Here is a 16,472-nt window from a genome sequence, read left to right on the forward strand (position 1 = left end):
TCAGCCGGGCGCTCAGTGCGCCGCTTCGCCCTGCCGCGCCGAGGCGAACAGCGCCAGCATCTCGCGATTGAACGCCGGGATGTCCTGCGGCTTGCGACTGGAGACCCAGTTGCCATCACGCACCACCTCGCGGTCGACCCAGGTGCCGCCGGCATTGCGCACGTCGTCCTGCAGCGTGGGCCAGCTGGTGAGCGTGCGGCCCTTCACGAGGCCGGCGGAAACCAGCAGCCAGCCGCCGTGACAGATCACCGCAACCGGCTTGCCGCCCCGGTCCATGGCCTGCACGAACTGCTGCGCCTGCGGGATGATGCGCATGGCATCCGCGTTGACGGCGCCGCCGGGCAGCAGCACCGCGTCGAAGTCCTCCGGCCTGCATTCGTCGAAGGTCGCGTCGACGTCGAAGCGGTCCGCCTTGTCGGTGTGGTTGAAGCCCTGCACCTGGCCCCGCTTCTGCGAGACCAGCGTGGTCTGCGCGCCCGCTTGCTGCAGCGCCTTGCGCGGCTCGGTCATTTCCACCTGCTCGAAGCCGTCGACCACCAGGATGGCCACCTTGCAGCCGCTGAGATCCTGTCCAGACTGTGCCATTGCATTTCCTCCGTTGGGATCTGCAAGCATCCGGCGCGAAGGGAAACGGCGGTGTCGTCGCCGGCCCGAGCGTGCGTAGGAAAACCCGCGCCAGCCATCCGGGCCGGCGGCCTTCATTCGAGGGTGAAGCCGATCTTCACCGTGACCTGCCAGTGGGCGACCTTGCCCTCGTCGATGTGGCCGCGCGTCTCGACGACCTCGAACCACTGCATGTTGCGCACGGTCTCGGCGGCCTTCGCGACCGCCGTGTTGACCGCCTCCTCGATGCCCACGGGCGACGAGCCGGTGATTTCCAGGGTCTTGTAGACGTGGTTGGACATGGGGCCTCCTGAAGCTTGCTGGCGCGGCGCAGCGGACCCAGCTTACCCGCCGTAGACATCCCCGGGGTCGATTCCGACGGCGAGCTTCGTCAGCGGCAACGGCGGCGGATCCAGGCTCAGGCGCAGCTTGCGATAGGCCGGATCGCTGGAGTAGCCATGGGGCGCGGCATCGGCGTTGTCGAAGGCGTAGTACACGGCATCGACATGCGCGATCACCATGGCCGCCAGGCACATCGGGCAGGGATGGCCGCTCGCGTACATGACGCTGCCCTGCAGGTCGGGCCGGCCGAGCTGCCGGCTCGCGGCGCGCACGGCCTGCATCTCGGCGTGGGTCGTGGGATCGTGGGTGTCCACGATCTCGTTGACGCCGGTGGCGACGATCTCGCCGTCGATGGCGAGCACCGCGCCGAAGGGGCGGCCCCTGCCCTCTCGGTTGACCTGGGCGAGGCGGACGGCTTCACGCAGCAGTTGTTCATGGCTGGGCATCGGGGACTCCTTCGCACGGCGGCCGGATTCCGCCAAGCCGGAGCTTACTGCCCTCCGGGTGCGGGTATGCTGCCCCTTTTTGACCCAGTGACTGCATGACCCAAGACGCAACGCCCAAGAAGAACTCCGCCTTCATGAAGGCCCTCAAGCCCAGCCCCGAGCTGGCGGCCGTGATCGGCCCGGACCCCGTGCCGCGCACCGAGGCCACGAAACGCCTGTGGGACTACATCAAGGCCCACAACCTGCAGAACCCGGCCAACAAGCGCAACATCCTCTGCGACGAGAAGCTGCAGGCAGTGATGGGCAAGCCCGAGGTGACGATGTTCGAGATGACCGGCCTGGTGGGCAAGCACCTGCACGCCACCTGACATCCAGCCGGCGCGGCGGGCCCGTGCTCAGCGGGCCCCCGGCCGCGTCATCGCGCGCAGCCGGAAGGGCATCGGCCATTCTCCGTCGACGCCCGCTCCGGCTTCGCTGCGCAGGTCGAGCTCGGGCCACGCACGCGGGCCCGCCCACAGGCTGTTGTTCGCCACCCGCGCGCAGTGCGCCGGGTAGGCGTCGCTGCCGCCGAGGTCCATGAACAGCCCGAGGCTCGGCACCGTCTCCCGCGCGTTGCCCCACGCTTGCATGTAAGCGGCTCCCAGCGCACGGCATGTCGGCGACACGACAGCGTAGCGGTCGTTCCCCGCGCCGTCGACGAAGACGCCGGTGCTGTTCGCGTGCGCGACGCCCAGGCTCAGCTGGCCGACGCTGTACGCGTCGTCTCCGCCCTCGTCCACGAACACGCCCACCGACAGGTCGTTCGCGGCGCCCAGCACGATCTCATGGCTCGAGCGGTACGCGTCGTTGCCGACGCCGCGCTTGAGGAGCAGCCCCGCGGCGGAGTGGACACCGGCCCCCATCGCGTACCAGGCGGCCTCGAAGCTGTCGTCGCCGCCGTCGTCCAGCAGCATGCCCAGGCCTTCGTAGTAGCCCACGCCCTGCGCGAACACCTGCGCCTCGTAGCGATCGTTGCCCGCGAGGTCCAGCAACAGGCCGATGCCGCCGGCGGTGGAACGCCCGTCGAGGAAGATGCCGCGCCCGCCGTAGCCGGCGCCCTGCCCCATCGACGTGTTGCGGTCCGGCAGTTGCGGCGAAGGCCGCACCAGCGGCTCGTTGCCCAGCGTGTAGCGATCGTTGCCGCCGGTGTCGACCAGGAGCGCGACGCCGCCCGGCCCGCCCGTGGCCTGCGCATAGGTCTGCGCGGTGAACGCGTCGTCGCCGCCGGCACTGAGCAGCACCGCGATCCCTGCCACCGCATGGGCCTGCGCATGGCTGCTCGCCACGAAGCGATTGCTGCCGCCGCCGTCGACCAGCATGGCCGCGCCGAAGAGCGCGGATGCCTGCGCCTGCGAGGTGCCCTGGTAGCGGTCGTCGCCTTCGGTATCCCAGAGGATGCCGTAGCCGAGCGTCGCGCTGGACGGGTCCGCGCCGCGTGCACTCGACGCATAGCTGTCGTTGCCGCGATGGTCCAGCAGCACGCTGATGGCATGCGTGTCGCTGTCGTCCGCGAATTCGTAGGTGTCGTCGCCGCCGACATCCATCACCAGCAAGGGCTCCGTCAACCGGTGCCGGTTGTCGCGGCCGGTCGTGTCGACGACGATCCAGCCGAAGGGCGTCTGCAGCGACCACGCCACGGATGGCAGCGCCGTTTCGCTCTTCACGAACTGTTGCAGGTGCTGGACAGCGCCCACCAGGTCGAGCATGCCGCCGAGGACGGCTTCGCGCTCCACGAGCGGCAACAGCTGCCGGAAGTCCGGCGTCTCGAAGGGGACGATCTGGCCGTCGAGCGCCTGCCGCCGCAGCAGCTGCGGCGGCACGCCCGGCGGAAAGCGCTCGAACGCGCGCTGCAGGAAAGCGTGCGAGGACGCCATCGCGGCGAGGACGCGCGCGAGCTCGTAGCGCAAGGGATCGGGTAGCTGGGCTCGGTCGGGCAACACCGGCACCCAACCGGCGCCGGCCTTCGTCGAAGCCATCCACGCCAGGCCGGCCTCCAGCGGATCGGGCGCGGCGCGCAGGCGCGCTTCGACGGCGGCCATGCCGGCATCGATGGGACGCTGCAGCCGTGCGCCGGTGAGCGCCCCGGCCCAGCCGACCACATCGTGCGGTGATTTGGCGGCGCCCCGGATGGAATCGGCCAGCATCCCGGCGCGGTAAGGCGCATCGAGCGGCGCGGTCATCACGCCGCGGAAGAAGGGCAGTTGCTGGTCGCGCGTCGGCGAGGTGTCGAGCCCCGACAGGTCGGGGGCGGCGCGGCTGTTGGCGGCGCCGGCGCGCTGCAGGAGTTCGGGCAGGGGCGGCCGGTCCTGTGTTTGCGCGACGGCCGCGCCGCCCAGCGCAAGGGAGATCAGGAGGGCGACGCCAAGGCGATGCATCGGCGCCTACTGTAGCAACAAGGAACAAAAAAGGCCGCACGCGGCGGCCTTTCCTGCGGGTTGCGGCAGCTCAGAGGGCCGCGTCCTTCAGCTTCTTCAGCGGCCGCACCTTCAGCTTGACGGTGGCGGGCTTGGCCTTGAAGACGGTCTCTTCCTTCGTGAAGGGATTGATGCCCTTGCGCGCCTTGCGGGCGGGAACGGACACGGCGGTCACCTTCAGCAGGCCCGGCAGCACGAAGGCGCCGGCGCCCTTCTTGTTGACGGACGCGAGCACGGTGGCCTCGAGCGCCGACATGACGGCCTTCACCGCCTTCGGCTCGACGCCGGACGCCTGCGACAGGTGGTTCGCGAGGCCCGTCTTGTTCAGGGACTCCTTGATCGGCTTCATCGTGCCGGCCGCGGGCTTCGCGGCGGCGCGGGGCGCCTTCGCGCTCGCGGCCTTGGTGGTCTTCTTCGGAGCGGCGGCCTTCTTCGGGGCTGCCTTGGATTTCTTTGCTGTTGCCATGTTGAGTAATGCTTGTGGATGCCCCGGCAATCCCGAGGTGCCTGAATTCTAGTGAGGCGCGTGCGGGGCGTGCGGGAATGGCGGCGTCGCTCGCGATGGCATCCAGCGTCCGGAACGCTTTCAGCCGTGGATCTTCTCGCCGCGCGCGAGCATCTCCACGATCGCTTCGATCCGCTTCGATCGCGTCTCCGCGCGCTTCGCGGTCTGGACCCGCCAGAGCACGGCATAGCGGTTCGCACCATCCAGCTGGGCGAAGAAGCTGCGTGCTTCGGGCCGCGCATCGAGCGCCGCCTGCAGGTCCGGCGGCACGACCGCCGTCCGCGCCCCGTCGTAAGCCGCGTCCCATCGCCCGTCCGCCTTCGCGCGCGCTATTTCCGCCATGCCGGCGGGCTGCATCCGCCCTGCCTGGATCAACGCCTCCGCCTTTTCGCGATTCACCTTCGACCACAGGCTGCGCGCGCGCCTCGGCGTGAAGCGCTGCAGCCAGTGCTGCGCGTCGAGGCCCTTCTTCTGCCCGTCGATCCAGCCGTGGCAGAGCGCGATCTCCACGGCTCGCGGATAGGTGACTGTCGGCTCCGCTGCGCCGGCCTTGCCGATCAGCAGCCAGATGCCATCGGAGGATGCGTGGTTCTTGCGCAGCCACGCTTCGAACGCGCGGGCGCTCGCGAATTGGAGGGGCTCGTGGGTCATGTGCCGATCGTCATGACCCACACACGCAAGGTGCCCCGGAGCCGCTCGATCACTGTCGCAGGCAGCCCGAGGGCGCCGAGCGAAGAGAACGAAGGCGTTTCGTCGACCTGGCTGCGCACCTGGACGCGGAAGCCCAAGCGGCCCAGGAACGCAACAAGGTCCTGCTCGTCCTCGAACGCGGAGGCGTCGAGCTGCCGCTGGGTCACGCCCGTGATCGCTTCGCGCAGCCGTACCCGCTCCGCTGACAGCTTCCCGGCCTCCGCCCTGAAGGTGAAGTCCGGCGTGATCCAGCAGCCGCCCGCAAACCCGGCGAGCAGGTGACGAATGTTGCGCGCGAGCACCTCGGTCTGGGCCCTGGACAAATACATGATCAAGCCCTCGCACAAGACGGTCAGCCCCTCCCCGGCGTCCAGGGACGCCGCGCTCGCGCGGACTTCTTCCAGGTCGAGCGCATCTGCGGCCGTCACGACGTGCCGCGCGCTGGATCGAATGGCGTGACGCCTGCGAATCTCTTGCAGCAGGGCGAGCTTCGGCTGGACGACTCCAGGCAGGTCCGTCTCGACATAGCGCATTCCGCCGTGGCGGGTGAGATCGAGGCCGCGAAGCGAGTATCCGCTGGCGAGTTCGAGCACCTGCGATGCGCCCGATTTCCGGATCAGCTCCGTGATGCTCTTGTAGCGCGCCTCGAACATGGGCGCGTAGAAGGTGAGGTTTTCGCTCGCCAATCCATGCTCTCGCAGGATCTGCTCGAACGCGGTGCGAGCCCCGATGAGCTCGGCAGCATTCTGCGCAAACCGGATGTCCGTGAACTGGCGGTAGTAGGCAGAGACCTTGGCGGTGACGCTGATGAGTGAAGCATCGGCTGGCATGGCGATCCGGTCCGATCCGGTCCGTTCAACGATCCGACCGCTCGACGACGACCTCGCTGAACTGGACCACCGGCACGATGTCGGTGTAGTTGGCGAGGTCGGCCTGGACCTCGGAGAGGTGGTCCTGCAAGGCGGCCACGTAGGCTTCCGCCGAATCACAGATGAAGGCGCACATCGCCACGAAGGCGGGCGGCGAGCCGGGCGCCCTGCCGGAAACGCCCTGGTCGACCGTGTAGTAGCGGCAGGCACTGCCCAGCCTGGCCTTGACCATCGGCATGTGCCGGTCGCGGTAGTAGGCGTGGTCGAAGCGCGCGCCTTCGGCGTAGGGGTACATCACGGTGACCTTGATCATGCGGTTCTCCTTGTCATCATTGCCGGTGATCCGGGTTGCAGCCGGGGCAGGCTCGCCGCTTCGACTGCAACCGCCTCGATGCGCGCCAGAAGCGCCTGCGAGCCGATCGCGCAGCCCTCGAACTCCGCCTCCGAGGCATAGACCGCGGTCGGCAGGGTCTGCGCCCGGAAGAAGCCGAACAGGGGGCGCAAGTGGTGCTCCACCACCAGCGCATGGCGCTCGCCGCCGCCGGCGGCCCCCAGTGCGACCGGCGTGCCCACCAGCGCGTCGGCGTCCACGAGGTCGAACAGGTGCTTGAAGTGCCCGGCGTACGATCCCTTGTAGACGGGCGTGATCGCCACGAGCAGGTCGGCCTCCTCGATCCGTCGCAATGCCTGTTCCACGCGCGCCGTCACGTCCCTGCGTTGCTGCACGGCGCCGAAGTCCGGCACCAGGGCGCCGATCTCGACGTCGGCCCGGTCGGCCGCCAGGCGCGACTGCACGCGCGCGGCGATCGCCTCGCCCAGGATCCTGGAGCGTGATCGGCGACCAGTCCCCCCGGAGACGACCACCAGGCGCGCGCGGCGTTGCGGGTCCATGTGTTCAGAAGAGCGGTTCGGTCCAGCGCAGTTGCTTGGGCGTGATGCCCTGCGCGATCGAGCGCGCGGCGGCCAGGCCGGCGATCTCGCCGGTCTGCGTGCACCAGGGGAAATTGCGCATCACCATGAAGATGGTCTCGAACGTGAACGACAGCGAAGCGCCCGTCAGCAGGAGATTGTCCACTTCCCTGGGCAGGAAGCTCCGGTAGGGGACCTCGAAGCTGTAGCGCGCGTGGGCGTCCCAGAAGAAGGTCCTAGTCATCGGCCGGGTCACGGCATCCTCGAAGTGGCGTCCCGTGCGCGCGTCGTCGATGCTGAAGACGTGCTCGCCGACAGGATGGCGCCCGTCGCGGACGCCCACGTAGCGACCCACGTGCGAGATGAACGCATTCTCGAAGCCGGGCACGTACTTGACCAGGAAGTGCGCCTCGGCGTCGATGAGCGCGCGCAGCTCCTTCTTGGCGCGCGACGCATGTTCGGCATCCTCCTCGAGGTGCAAGGCCCATTCGTAGGGAACGTTCTGCCAGAGGATGAACGTGCCCGGCCCCTGGATCGGGCTCATTTCCACCGTGGGGTGGCCGATGTAGTGGTGGCCATAGACCCCCGTCTGCGCCAGGCGAGGCCGGTAGAGCAGGTCGGGGATGTCTCCGGCCTCGCGTGCCTTCCGGATCAGCTTGCCCAGGTCGGCGTCGTTCGCCCGCTTCTGGTAGGCCGCGGTCCGCGCGAAGTCGATGCCGCTCATGATCCACAGCAGGCCACCAGGCACGGGGCGGCTTTCGCCGTCGTGCCGGACGGTTTCCGGCTGGCGGCCGCCGCCGCGCACGAAGGGCGCCCCGGAGCGCGCCACGACTTCCGAGGTGCCGGTGCCGTCGACGAACACGCGCCCGGCCACGGCCTGGCGGCCTTCGACCGTTTCGTAGATGGCGTGCGTGATGCGGCGGCCCTCGCCTTCCCGCACCATCTCGACGTCCGCGAACGCCGCGCCGTAGATCGCATGGACGCCGGCCTCCTCGAGCATGGCGATCATGATGTTGCCGGCGCCGTCCGGATTGAACGAACTGCGCGAAAACGCGCTGCCCGGCTGGAGGTAGCGCTCGTAATGCGAGAGGGGATTGCCTGCCCAATCGGGCAGCTCCTTTTCGGTCACCGTGTAGATGCAGCCCGCGTCGGCGAAGCGCTCCATCAGCTCGGTGTGGATGCCGCCCACGCCGGCGTTCGCGTGCCCCTGCAGGCCCGAGGTGTGCACGCCGCCGGGCATGTCGAAGCGCTCCAGCAGGATCACGCTGCAACCTTCCCGCCGCGCCCGCAAGGCGGCGGCAAAGCCGCCCGGCCCGGCGCCGATGACCACCACGTCGGCCTGCGCCGTCACCGGGATGTGCTGTCGCACCATGCCCAGGGTGTCGGGCTTGTTCATCGATGGCTCCTGGATGTCATGTCGGTGTCCTTGCTGGAGCACCGGCATCGGTGCTCGAATCCGGGGCACAGTGTGGCCGCGACGCGCGGCTGCCGACAGCGGCTGTTCGAGCATGTGAACGCTCGTTGGGAGCGGCAGCCGCGACCACGTCCGAGAGCCTCGCGGCCGTGGATCGAAGCGCCTGCAGCATCCGGTCGCTGCGCTCCTCGTCGAAGCGGCTCTCCGGCAGCGTGATGGCCAGCGCGGCGATGGCCCGGCCGTGCACGTCGAGTACGGGCACGGACACGCCGACGAGGCCCGCGGTGAATTCACCCCAGGACCAGGCGACCCCTTCTTCGCGCGCGGCCTGCAGCTGCCGCCGCAGCACGCAGACGGAACGGATCGTCTTCTCCGTGCGTGGACGCAGCGACACCTTGCGCAGGTAGGCCTCGCGTTCCGCGGGCGGCAGCCAGGCCAGCAGGATCTTGCCGCCCGACGTGGCGTAGAGCGGCGAGAGCACGCCCACGTGGGTGGTGTAGAGGACCGCGCGGGGTGTTTCGGCGGCGGCGATGCGCTCGGCCATGTCGTCGCGCAGCACGGTCAGGAACGCCGATTCACCCGTGGCCTGGACCAGGCGCTCCAGCCAGGGCTGGCTGAGCCGGACCAGGGCACGGTGGTGCGCGCCCCGCCGGGCCAGTTCATACGCCCGCTCGCCGAGGCGATAGTCTTGCGTGCGCTCCGCGTACTCGACGTAGCCGCGCGCGACCAGGTTGCGCAGCAGCGCCGTGAGGCTGGCTTTGGGAATCGCCGTGCGGCGCGAGAGCTCGGAATGGCCGATGGCCCGGCCCGTGCCCGCCAGCAGCTCCAGCAGGTCGAACACGCGATCGGCCGACTTGACGCAGGACGGCGCCCAGCTCAAGGCGATCCTCCCCTGCCGGCGATGTGCTGCGCTGCACGCCACGCGAACGTCATGCCCGGGCCGAGCGTGGTGCCGGGACCCGGATAGGCGCCGCGCATCGCGGAGGCCATGTCGTTGCCGCAGGCGTAGAGCCCGGCGATGGCCATCCCGTTCGCATCGAGCACCCGTCCATCCTCGTCCGCGGCGAGCCCGATGCTGGTCCCGAGATCCGCCACCTCGAGTTCGACGGCGCACAGGTCCGAGGTGTCCAGGGGCCGCAAGCAGGGATTGGGGCCGACCGCCGGGTCGCCGTTGTGCCGGTTGAGGGCCGAGCGGCCCCGGGCGAAGTCCTCGTCGGTGCCGCTTGCGGCCAGCGCGTTGTAGCGCGCGAGCGTCGCGCAGAAGGTCTCCGCGTCCAGCCCCAGTGCGGCCGCGAGAGCGCGTGGCCCTGCGCCCCGGCGCAGGTAGCCGCTGCGCACGAACCTGCCGAGGCTCGCACCCGGCCGGACCATTCCGATCCCGTAGCGGCGCACGAACTCGCGGTCGGCCACCAGGAAGAAGCGCTGCCCCGGCTTCCGATGCGATTCCCGCAGCATGGCCTCGCAGAAGTGGTGGTACGAATCCGCTTCGTTGGTGAAGCGCCGCCCACTGCCGTCCACCGCGAGGCAACCGGGCTTGGCGCGGTCGAGCACGATGTGCGGAAACACGGCCCTGCTTCCGTCGGCTCGGGTCATCGAGGACACCGGCATCCAGAAAGCCGGCTGCGCATGGTCGGCCTCCACCGCGGCGCCGAGGGAGCGCGCGAGCGCGATGCCGGCACCGGCATTGCCGGCATGCGCCACCGTCAGCGCCTGGGCGGCAGCCGGCATCCACTGCCCGCGCATGGCGGCGTTCCCCGAATAGCCGCCGCAGGCCAGCACGATGGCCTTGCGCACCCGCACCGCGACCTCCGCCCGGGCCGTTTGCAGGACACATTCGAAACCAGCGTCGCGCCGGGCGATCTGCGTCACGGCCGCCTCGAACTCCGTTGGGATCCCGGCGTCGATCGTGGAGGCGAACAGCTGGGCCACCAGCGCATTCCCCATGACGAGCCGCGTCCCGCGCGAATGCCCCGAGAGGCGGTCCATCGCGTACCGCGAGACGAGCTTCACGGCATGCCATGCCGCCTTCGGATCGCGTGGGGCGGCGAGCAACCGCGGGATGTCCGCCTTGGAGACCATCATGCCGCCCAGCACCATGAACTCCGGCAGCGGTGCCCGCACGCGGGCGAACCGCGCCCCGAGCCGCCGGCCGTCGAATTCGCGCGGAGCATGCGCCCGGCCCCCCGTCGATGCGCCCGGCAGCCACTGCAGGTAGTCCGGATGCACCGCGACGGGCTCGAGCCGTACCTGCGTCTGCGCGTGGAGGAAAGCCAGGAGCTCGCGGCCGGACGCGAGCAAGGCCGCGATCTTGCGTTCGCTGGCCGCCGGCCCGATGCACGCGTGCAGGTACTCGTGCGCGCCGGTGTCGCGCGGACCGGGAAGCCACAGCGTGCCGGCCGAAGTCGCGGTGGTTCCGCCGACCTGCTTCGTCGCCTCCACCACGCACACGTCGAGCCCGCGCGCATGCGCAGCGAGGGCGGCCGTCATGCCGGCGGCGCCGGCGCCGATCACGAGAACGTCTGTCGTTTTCAACCTTGTTGCTCCGCAAGTCCTGATCAGTTCAGCGGCGAAACCCTGGTCGGCAGGGCGATCGTCGACGTCATCCGGGTCGTCAGATGGGAGGGTCCCCCCTCGGGCGGCCACAGCCCCAGCGCCACCGCGTCCGCGCGCGACTTGCTGCGGGCGTCGAGGCTCGGGTACGCCCAGATGTTGACGAAGCGCGGCGGCCCGTCGAGCGCAACCATCGCGACCACGCACGGCGACAACGCCTCGCGCCCTGGAAGGTATTGCTGCCACAAGTCGATGGTCGGTTGCAGGCCGCCAGGCTTGATGCCGTAAGTGCGGATCTCGTACACCGGACCCTGGATGCCCGATTCGCGGCTCGGGCGCGCCGGTTTCATCCAGTCGAAGCCCCGGTAGGCATGCTGCTCGATGTCGTGGAAGATCTCGCCGCAACCGAAGGGATCGGCGTCGCGCTGCGTGCGTTCCATTTCGGCGCGGAGTGTTTCCAGATCCTGGAATCCGCGCATCACCACCATCTGGTTGAGCGGACCGATCTCGGTCGACCAGCACCCGAGCAGCTCGCCCGCCGATCCGGGCGCCGTGGTGGCGGCGAAGACGTTTTCTGCCGCCGGCGCAGCGGTGCCGAATGGCAGGGTCATGGTGGCGAGTTCGTAGTACATGGGGTTCACTCGCGTCGCGCCGCGGCGTGGTGCGCGGCGATGAAGCCGAAAGTCATGGCCGGCCCAAGCGTGATGCCGCCGCTGGGGTAGTGACCGCCCATCACGCTGTTCATGTCGTTGCCGCTCGCGTAGAGGCCGGCAATGGGCTGGCCGGCGGCATCCACGACCTGCGCGCTGGAGTTGACCTCGAGGCCGGCGAAGGTACCGAGGCTTCCGGGCACGACCTTGACGGCGTAGAACGGAGCGCGGTCCAGGGGCGCCATGCAGGGGTTCGGATGGCCGGCACCGGCATCACCCTGGAGCCGGTTGTAGGGCGTTTCGCCCTTGTGGAAATCGTCGTCCTTCCCGCGAACCGCCTGCGCGTTGTAGCGCCGCACCGTGGCCCAGAACGCCGCTTCATCGATGCCGCACGCGACGGCCAGTTCGTCCAGCGTCGCGCCTCGCAACAGGTAGCGATTGCGCAGCATGCCGCGCAGCGGCATCGGTGCGGGCTTCACCGCCCCCAGGCCGTAGCGGCGAATGAAGGCGTGATCGCAGACCAGCCAGGCTTCGACTGGCGTGCCGGCGGGGGTGGCCGCCAGCAGGTCACGCATGAAGTCGTGGTAGGAGTCGGCCTCGTTGGTGAATCGCGTACCGGCGCGCGTCACGGCGATCAGGCCGGGCTTGCCGCGCTCGACGAGGTGCGGGAAGTGGGCGACGGATCCGTCGGCTCGGGGCACCAGCGACACGGGGGCCAGCGCGGCGGCCTGGGCCATCCTCCGCGCTACATGGCCGCCCACGGCTTCGCCGAGCCGCAGGCCGTCGCCGGTATTGCCGCGCGACGCGGCTGACCAGTGCGCATGCCCGTCCGGTGCATGGGGGAGCAGGTCCATCCTGCGGGCGACGTCGTGTGGAAACCCGCCGCAGGCCAGCACCACGCCGCACTTGGCGTCAATCTCGGCATCGCCGCCGGCACGGGCCACGACGGCGCCGGTCACCCGGCCACCGCGCTTCAACAAGTGGCGCGCCGGCGTGTCGACATGGATCTCGACACCGGCTTCGAACGCCGAGGCGGCCAGCGCAGCGACCAGTGCGTTGCCATTGACCAGGTCCATTCCGCGCCCGTACCGGACCAGGTCGCGCCAATGGCGCAACACGCGTTTCGCCACGCGCCGGAACGCGTCGGCCGAGCGCGTGGCGTCGAGGAAATGGCGCAACTCGCCGGACGCGATTCCCATGCCCCAGAGCGTCGTTTCCTTGAGGGGCGGCTTGAGCTGCGCGATACGCTCACCCAGCAGCCGGCCGTCGAAAGGAGCAGCGCAGAGCGAACGGCCGCCGGTCACCGCATCCGGGTTGCGGCCGTGGAAGTCCGGAACGGCGTTGCCGTCGACGAAACGCAGAGCGGTTCGCGAACGGAAGAACTCGACCATCCGCGGTCCGTTCAGCAGGAAGCTGCGCAACAGGGGTTCGTCGAAGTGCTCCCCGAGCTCCCGGCGCAGATAGGACAGCGGCTTTTCCAGCGGCTCCGTGATGCCGGCCGCCACCGCCAGTGGATTGCGCGGAACCCACATCCATCCCCCCGACCAGGCGGTCGTGCCGCCGAAGCACGGTTCCTTCTCGACCACCAGGACCTTCAGCCCCAGGTGGGCCGCCGTGACGGCCGCCGACAGGCCGCCGGCGCCCGAACCCACCACGAGCAGGTCGCACGGGTTCATTCCAGCGAGATCCGCGCCTCGCGCACGACGCGGCCCCATTTGTCGTATTCCTTGCGCAGGAAACTCGCGTAGGCCTCCGGACTGCCGCCGACGGGCTCCACGATCATCGAGACCATCTTGCTTCTGACGGCGGGCTGGCGCAGCGCGACATTCACCGATTCATTCAGCTTGCGAATCACGTCCGCCGGCGTGCCGGCCGGCACGTTCAGGCCAGCCAGCGTGGTGGCCTCGAATCCCGGGAAGCCCGATTCGATCACGGTCGGTACGCCGGGCATGGCCGTCGAGCGCCTGGTGCCGGTCACCGCCAGTGCCTTGATCTTCCCGGCCTCGATCAAGGCCTTCGACCCGCTGATGGTCCCGATCGCCAGGTCGATCTGTCCGCCCGCGAGGGCGGTGAACGCCGGCGCCTCTCCCTTGTAGGGCACATGGTTCATCCTGATCTCCGCCATGCTGCTCAACAACTCGCCAGCCAGGTGCTGCGGGCCGCCTCGCCCCGGCGTGCCGAAGCTGATCTTTCCGGGTTGCTGCCGGGCGAGCGCGACCAGTTCCCGGATGCTGTCGGCCGGAAAGTCGCTTCGCGCCAGGATGACGTTCGGCAAGTTGTGGATGTGAACCACCGGAACAAGATCCTTGACCGGGTCGAACGGCAGCTTCATCAGGTGCGGCGACACGCTCTGGGGCGATGTCGTGCAAAAACAGACGGTGTAGCCGTCCGGCGCGGACTTCGCGACGTAGCCGGCGCCGATGTTGCCGGCCGCACCCACCCTGTTTTCCACGACGACCGGCTGCCCCAGTGTCCTGGCCATCTCGACGCCGATCACGCGCGCGAGCACATCGGTCGCGCCACCCGCGGCATACGGCACGATCAGCCGGACCGGCCGGTCGGGATACGTGCCGCCCTGCGCGAGGGCCAGGCCGGACCAGCAGGCCGCAGCGACTGTCGCTGCCACTGCGAGTCGGCGTCGCATGCCGCGCGCGACCGGCGCGAGGAATTGGTTCTGCATGTCTGTCTCCATCGAAAAGCCTTCAATTGCCCGCCACGCACGGAGGTTGTGGTCGGCGCTAGGCGGGGAGGAGAGCGCCCGCGGAGGCCAACGCCGACCGCACGCGCGGAAAGGGGACGTCGCGGATCGCGGCGTCGCCAGAGCTCGCCTCGGCGGCCACGACGCCGGCCGCCTGGCCCATGAGCATCACGGTCGGCATGATCCGGAGCGCCGCAAGTGCCGTGTGCGTCGCGGAGATGCCGCGTCCCACCGCCAACGCATTGCGAACGCCGACGGGGATCAGCGCGCCAAGAGGAACCGTGTAGCGGTGCGTGTCGCCGCCCAGGCGCTCGATCGTGCTCACGTGCTCGCCGCTGTGGTGCAGGTCGATCGGAAAGGCGGACATCCCGATGGCATCCGGGAAGATCCGGCCGCTGCGCAAATCGGCCTCGGTCACCACCGTGAGGCCGCGGATGCGCCGGGTCTCGCGCACTCCCACCGCCCCCGCCAGTGCATTCATCCGCGCGGCCGAGCAGCCGGGCACGTTGTCGGCGATGAATTTCGCGGCGAGGAAGGCCTGGCGGCGGCCCTCGATCTCTGCGCGCGACAGGGAGAACGCATCGGTGCCGTCCACGGAGAGACGGGTCACGTTGAACCAGCCCTCGACCGTGCCAGGGACGCGGTTGCACGTCAGCGCGAGCCGGCCGAGAGAACCCTCCTGGACGCCGCGCCTGGCGATCTCCCTGGCTTCGTCGGTCGTGATCGCATCGAACTGCTCGAAGTCGATCGGCCCCATCCTGAACATGAGCGAAGCGGGTTGCACCTCCTCGCCGGGCTCGAGCGGGAGCATTTCGCACCCTGCGGCGGCCAGCAGGTCCATGTCGCCGGTTGCGTCGATCACGACCTTCGGCCGGAACGCGAGCGCGCCCGATTTCGTCAATGCATGCACCGCCTCGATGCGGCCGCCGGCGACTTCGACGCGGGACACCCAGCTGTGAAGCAGCGGCACGACTGCGGCTTCGGTCAGCATTTCGTCCAGCACCAGCTTCAACGCTTCCGGGTCGAACTCGAGCCGGTCCATCCGCGCGCTGCCCGTGGACATCGTGAACCAGTCGAAGCCGGGCGAGGCGCCCCGGGCGATGAGCCGGTCGGCAATTTCGCGTGCGATGCCACCGATGATGTGCTCGCCACCGGCGGTCTTCCAGCCCATGAACTGCACGACAGCCGCGGCGGTGGCCACCCCGCCGAAGCAGGCGCCGCGCTCCAGCAGCAAGGTCCGGGCGCCGGCGCGGGCGGCGGCCAGGGCAGCGCAGACGCCCGCCATGCCTCCACCGGCCACCAGCACGTCGAAGGTTGAAGCTTGTCTGTTCGCGTCGAGGTCCGTCATGCGTTCTCCTGGGATGCGCCGCATGGTGCCGCGCGGAACCGCGCGGAGGAAGCCTCCTAGAATCAAATGATCTGTGAACGGGAGGAACAGGTATGGCCACCGACCGGCTCCGCGAGCTCGAGGTTTTCCTGGGCGTCGTCGAAGCGGGCAACTTCTCCGCGGCCGCCCGGCGGATGAACTGCTCGCCCTCGGCCGTCAGCAAGCTCATCGAGCGCCTCGAGGCCCGCACGGGTGCCCGGCTCCTGCAGCGGACGACCCGCTCCGTGTCGCTCACGCACGAGGGGAAAGCGCTTGCGCTGGCGGCAAGGAAGGTCCTGGACGCGCTGGTGGAATGCGAGACGGCGACCGGCGACGCGTCCGCCGCGCGCGGCACGATCCGGGTCCACACCACGCTGACCTTTTCCGAGCAGCAGCTGGCGCCGCTGTTGCCGGAATTCCTGGACCGCCACCCGGAGCTCCGGATCGAGTTCCTGCTGACCAGCAATCCGGTCAGCCTCGTGACGGAAGACGTGGACGTGTCCATCCAGGCAGGCGCCGCGATGGAGGACACCAGGGTGGTCAAGCGGATCGGCACGACGGTCCCCGTGCTGTGCGCGGCTCCGCGGTACCTCCGGAAGTTCGGCACGCCGGTCCATCCGGACGACCTGGCGCGGCACCACTGCCTGAACTTCCTGCCCCAGAGCCCGCGCAGCATCTGGCACGTGCGCGACGGCGACGCAGCCGTGCCGATGGCCGTCAGCGGGCGCATCGCCTCGAACTCGGACCACTTCCTGCGCGTGCTCGCCTGCCAGGGGCTGGGGATCGCCAGGCTGGCCGACTTCCATGTGGCGCGGGACCTGCGCGAGGGCCGGTTGCTGCCCCTGCTCGAGTCGTTCCGGCTCGACGAGCCCATCCCGATCCTGGCCGTGCTCCCGAGCAACCGGCACATGACGGCGCGCCTGCGATTGTTCCTTCGCTTCCTTGAACAGCGGCTGGAGCGCGGGGTGTCGTAGCGG

18 protein-coding genes are annotated in these 16,472 nt (G+C 69.6%); 2 read left to right on the plus strand and 16 right to left on the minus strand.

Annotation, left to right across the window (positions count from 1 at the left end; translation table 11 throughout):
• Positions 1-12 precede the first annotated feature (12 nt).
• From ACY0MJ_RS02255 to ACY0MJ_RS02265, 3 genes are all read right to left on the minus strand, one after another.
• Positions 13-585, minus strand: coding sequence for a type 1 glutamine amidotransferase domain-containing protein (locus ACY0MJ_RS02255; protein WP_462636638.1), 573 nt, complete (start codon positions 583-585; stop codon positions 13-15).
• Positions 586-698: 113 nt separating this feature from the next.
• Positions 699-905: a dodecin gene (locus ACY0MJ_RS02260; RefSeq protein ID WP_462636639.1), complete on the minus strand. Its 207-nt coding sequence runs from the start codon at positions 903-905 to the stop codon at positions 699-701.
• Between the two features lie 42 nt (positions 906-947).
• Positions 948-1,391 (minus strand): nucleoside deaminase, encoded by a 444-nt coding sequence (locus ACY0MJ_RS02265; RefSeq protein ID WP_462636640.1) that lies wholly within the window; start codon positions 1,389-1,391, stop codon positions 948-950.
• Positions 1,392-1,486: 95 nt separating this feature from the next.
• On the opposite strand from ACY0MJ_RS02265, the gene ACY0MJ_RS02270 reads away from it, so the two are divergent.
• Positions 1,487-1,759, plus strand: coding sequence for an SWIB/MDM2 domain-containing protein (locus tag ACY0MJ_RS02270; protein WP_462636641.1), 273 nt, complete (start codon positions 1,487-1,489; stop codon positions 1,757-1,759).
• A gap of 27 nt (positions 1,760-1,786) precedes the next feature.
• Here ACY0MJ_RS02270 and ACY0MJ_RS02275 read toward each other — a convergent pair whose 3' ends face one another.
• From ACY0MJ_RS02275 to ACY0MJ_RS02335, 13 genes are all read right to left on the minus strand, one after another.
• Positions 1,787-3,805, minus strand: a complete 2,019-nt coding sequence (locus ACY0MJ_RS02275) for a hypothetical protein (protein WP_462636642.1) — start codon at positions 3,803-3,805, stop codon at positions 1,787-1,789.
• Positions 3,806-3,875: 70 nt separating this feature from the next.
• Positions 3,876-4,310 carry an HU family DNA-binding protein gene (locus ACY0MJ_RS02280; RefSeq protein WP_462636643.1) on the minus strand — a complete coding sequence of 145 codons (435 nt, stop codon included), beginning with the start codon at positions 4,308-4,310 and terminating at the stop codon, positions 3,876-3,878.
• Positions 4,311-4,430: 120 nt separating this feature from the next.
• Positions 4,431-5,000 (minus strand): YdeI/OmpD-associated family protein, encoded by a 570-nt coding sequence (locus tag ACY0MJ_RS02285; RefSeq protein ID WP_462636644.1) that lies wholly within the window; start codon positions 4,998-5,000, stop codon positions 4,431-4,433.
• Positions 4,997-5,869, minus strand: coding sequence for a class I SAM-dependent methyltransferase (locus ACY0MJ_RS02290; RefSeq protein WP_462636645.1), 873 nt, complete (start codon positions 5,867-5,869; stop codon positions 4,997-4,999). The genes ACY0MJ_RS02285 and ACY0MJ_RS02290 overlap by 4 nt, the downstream gene beginning before the upstream one ends.
• A 25-nt stretch (positions 5,870-5,894) precedes the next feature.
• Positions 5,895-6,221: an EthD family reductase gene (locus ACY0MJ_RS02295; protein ID WP_462636646.1), complete on the minus strand. Its 327-nt coding sequence runs from the start codon at positions 6,219-6,221 to the stop codon at positions 5,895-5,897.
• Positions 6,218-6,799 (minus strand): NAD(P)H-dependent oxidoreductase, encoded by a 582-nt coding sequence (locus ACY0MJ_RS02300; RefSeq protein WP_462636647.1) that lies wholly within the window; start codon positions 6,797-6,799, stop codon positions 6,218-6,220. Before ACY0MJ_RS02300 ends, ACY0MJ_RS02295 begins: the two co-directional genes overlap by 4 nt.
• 4 nt (positions 6,800-6,803) lie before the next feature.
• Positions 6,804-8,213, minus strand: a complete 1,410-nt coding sequence (locus ACY0MJ_RS02305) for an FAD-dependent oxidoreductase (protein WP_462636648.1) — start codon at positions 8,211-8,213, stop codon at positions 6,804-6,806.
• A 16-nt stretch (positions 8,214-8,229) separates the two neighbouring features.
• A complete protein-coding gene (locus ACY0MJ_RS02310; protein WP_462636649.1) occupies positions 8,230-9,111 on the minus strand; it encodes an IclR family transcriptional regulator in 882 nt (293 codons plus the stop codon).
• Positions 9,108-10,763, minus strand: coding sequence for an FAD-dependent oxidoreductase (locus tag ACY0MJ_RS02315; RefSeq protein WP_462636650.1), 1,656 nt, complete (start codon positions 10,761-10,763; stop codon positions 9,108-9,110). The genes ACY0MJ_RS02310 and ACY0MJ_RS02315 overlap by 4 nt, the downstream gene beginning before the upstream one ends.
• Before the next feature lie 23 nt (positions 10,764-10,786).
• Positions 10,787-11,413: an NIPSNAP family protein gene (locus ACY0MJ_RS02320; RefSeq protein WP_462636651.1), complete on the minus strand. Its 627-nt coding sequence runs from the start codon at positions 11,411-11,413 to the stop codon at positions 10,787-10,789.
• Positions 11,414-11,418: 5 nt separating this feature from the next.
• Positions 11,419-13,107 (minus strand): FAD-dependent oxidoreductase, encoded by a 1,689-nt coding sequence (locus ACY0MJ_RS02325; protein ID WP_462636652.1) that lies wholly within the window; start codon positions 13,105-13,107, stop codon positions 11,419-11,421.
• On the minus strand, positions 13,104-14,111 hold the full coding sequence (locus ACY0MJ_RS02330; RefSeq protein WP_462636653.1) for a Bug family tripartite tricarboxylate transporter substrate binding protein: 1,008 nt from the start codon (positions 14,109-14,111) through the stop codon (positions 13,104-13,106). Before ACY0MJ_RS02330 ends, ACY0MJ_RS02325 begins: the two co-directional genes overlap by 4 nt.
• Positions 14,112-14,169: 58 nt before the next feature.
• Complete coding sequence (locus tag ACY0MJ_RS02335) at positions 14,170-15,477, minus strand: FAD-dependent oxidoreductase (protein WP_462636654.1); 1,308 nt, start codon at positions 15,475-15,477, stop codon at positions 14,170-14,172.
• Between the two features lie 92 nt (positions 15,478-15,569).
• On the opposite strand from ACY0MJ_RS02335, the gene ACY0MJ_RS02340 reads away from it, so the two are divergent.
• The gene (locus ACY0MJ_RS02340) at positions 15,570-16,469 is read left to right on the plus strand and encodes a LysR family transcriptional regulator (RefSeq protein ID WP_462636655.1); all 900 of its coding nucleotides are present in this window, start codon (positions 15,570-15,572) and stop codon (positions 16,467-16,469) included.
• The last annotated feature ends 3 nt before the right edge of the window (positions 16,470-16,472 follow it).

The sequence above is a fragment of the Ramlibacter sp. bp-362 genome, from assembly GCF_054956735.1.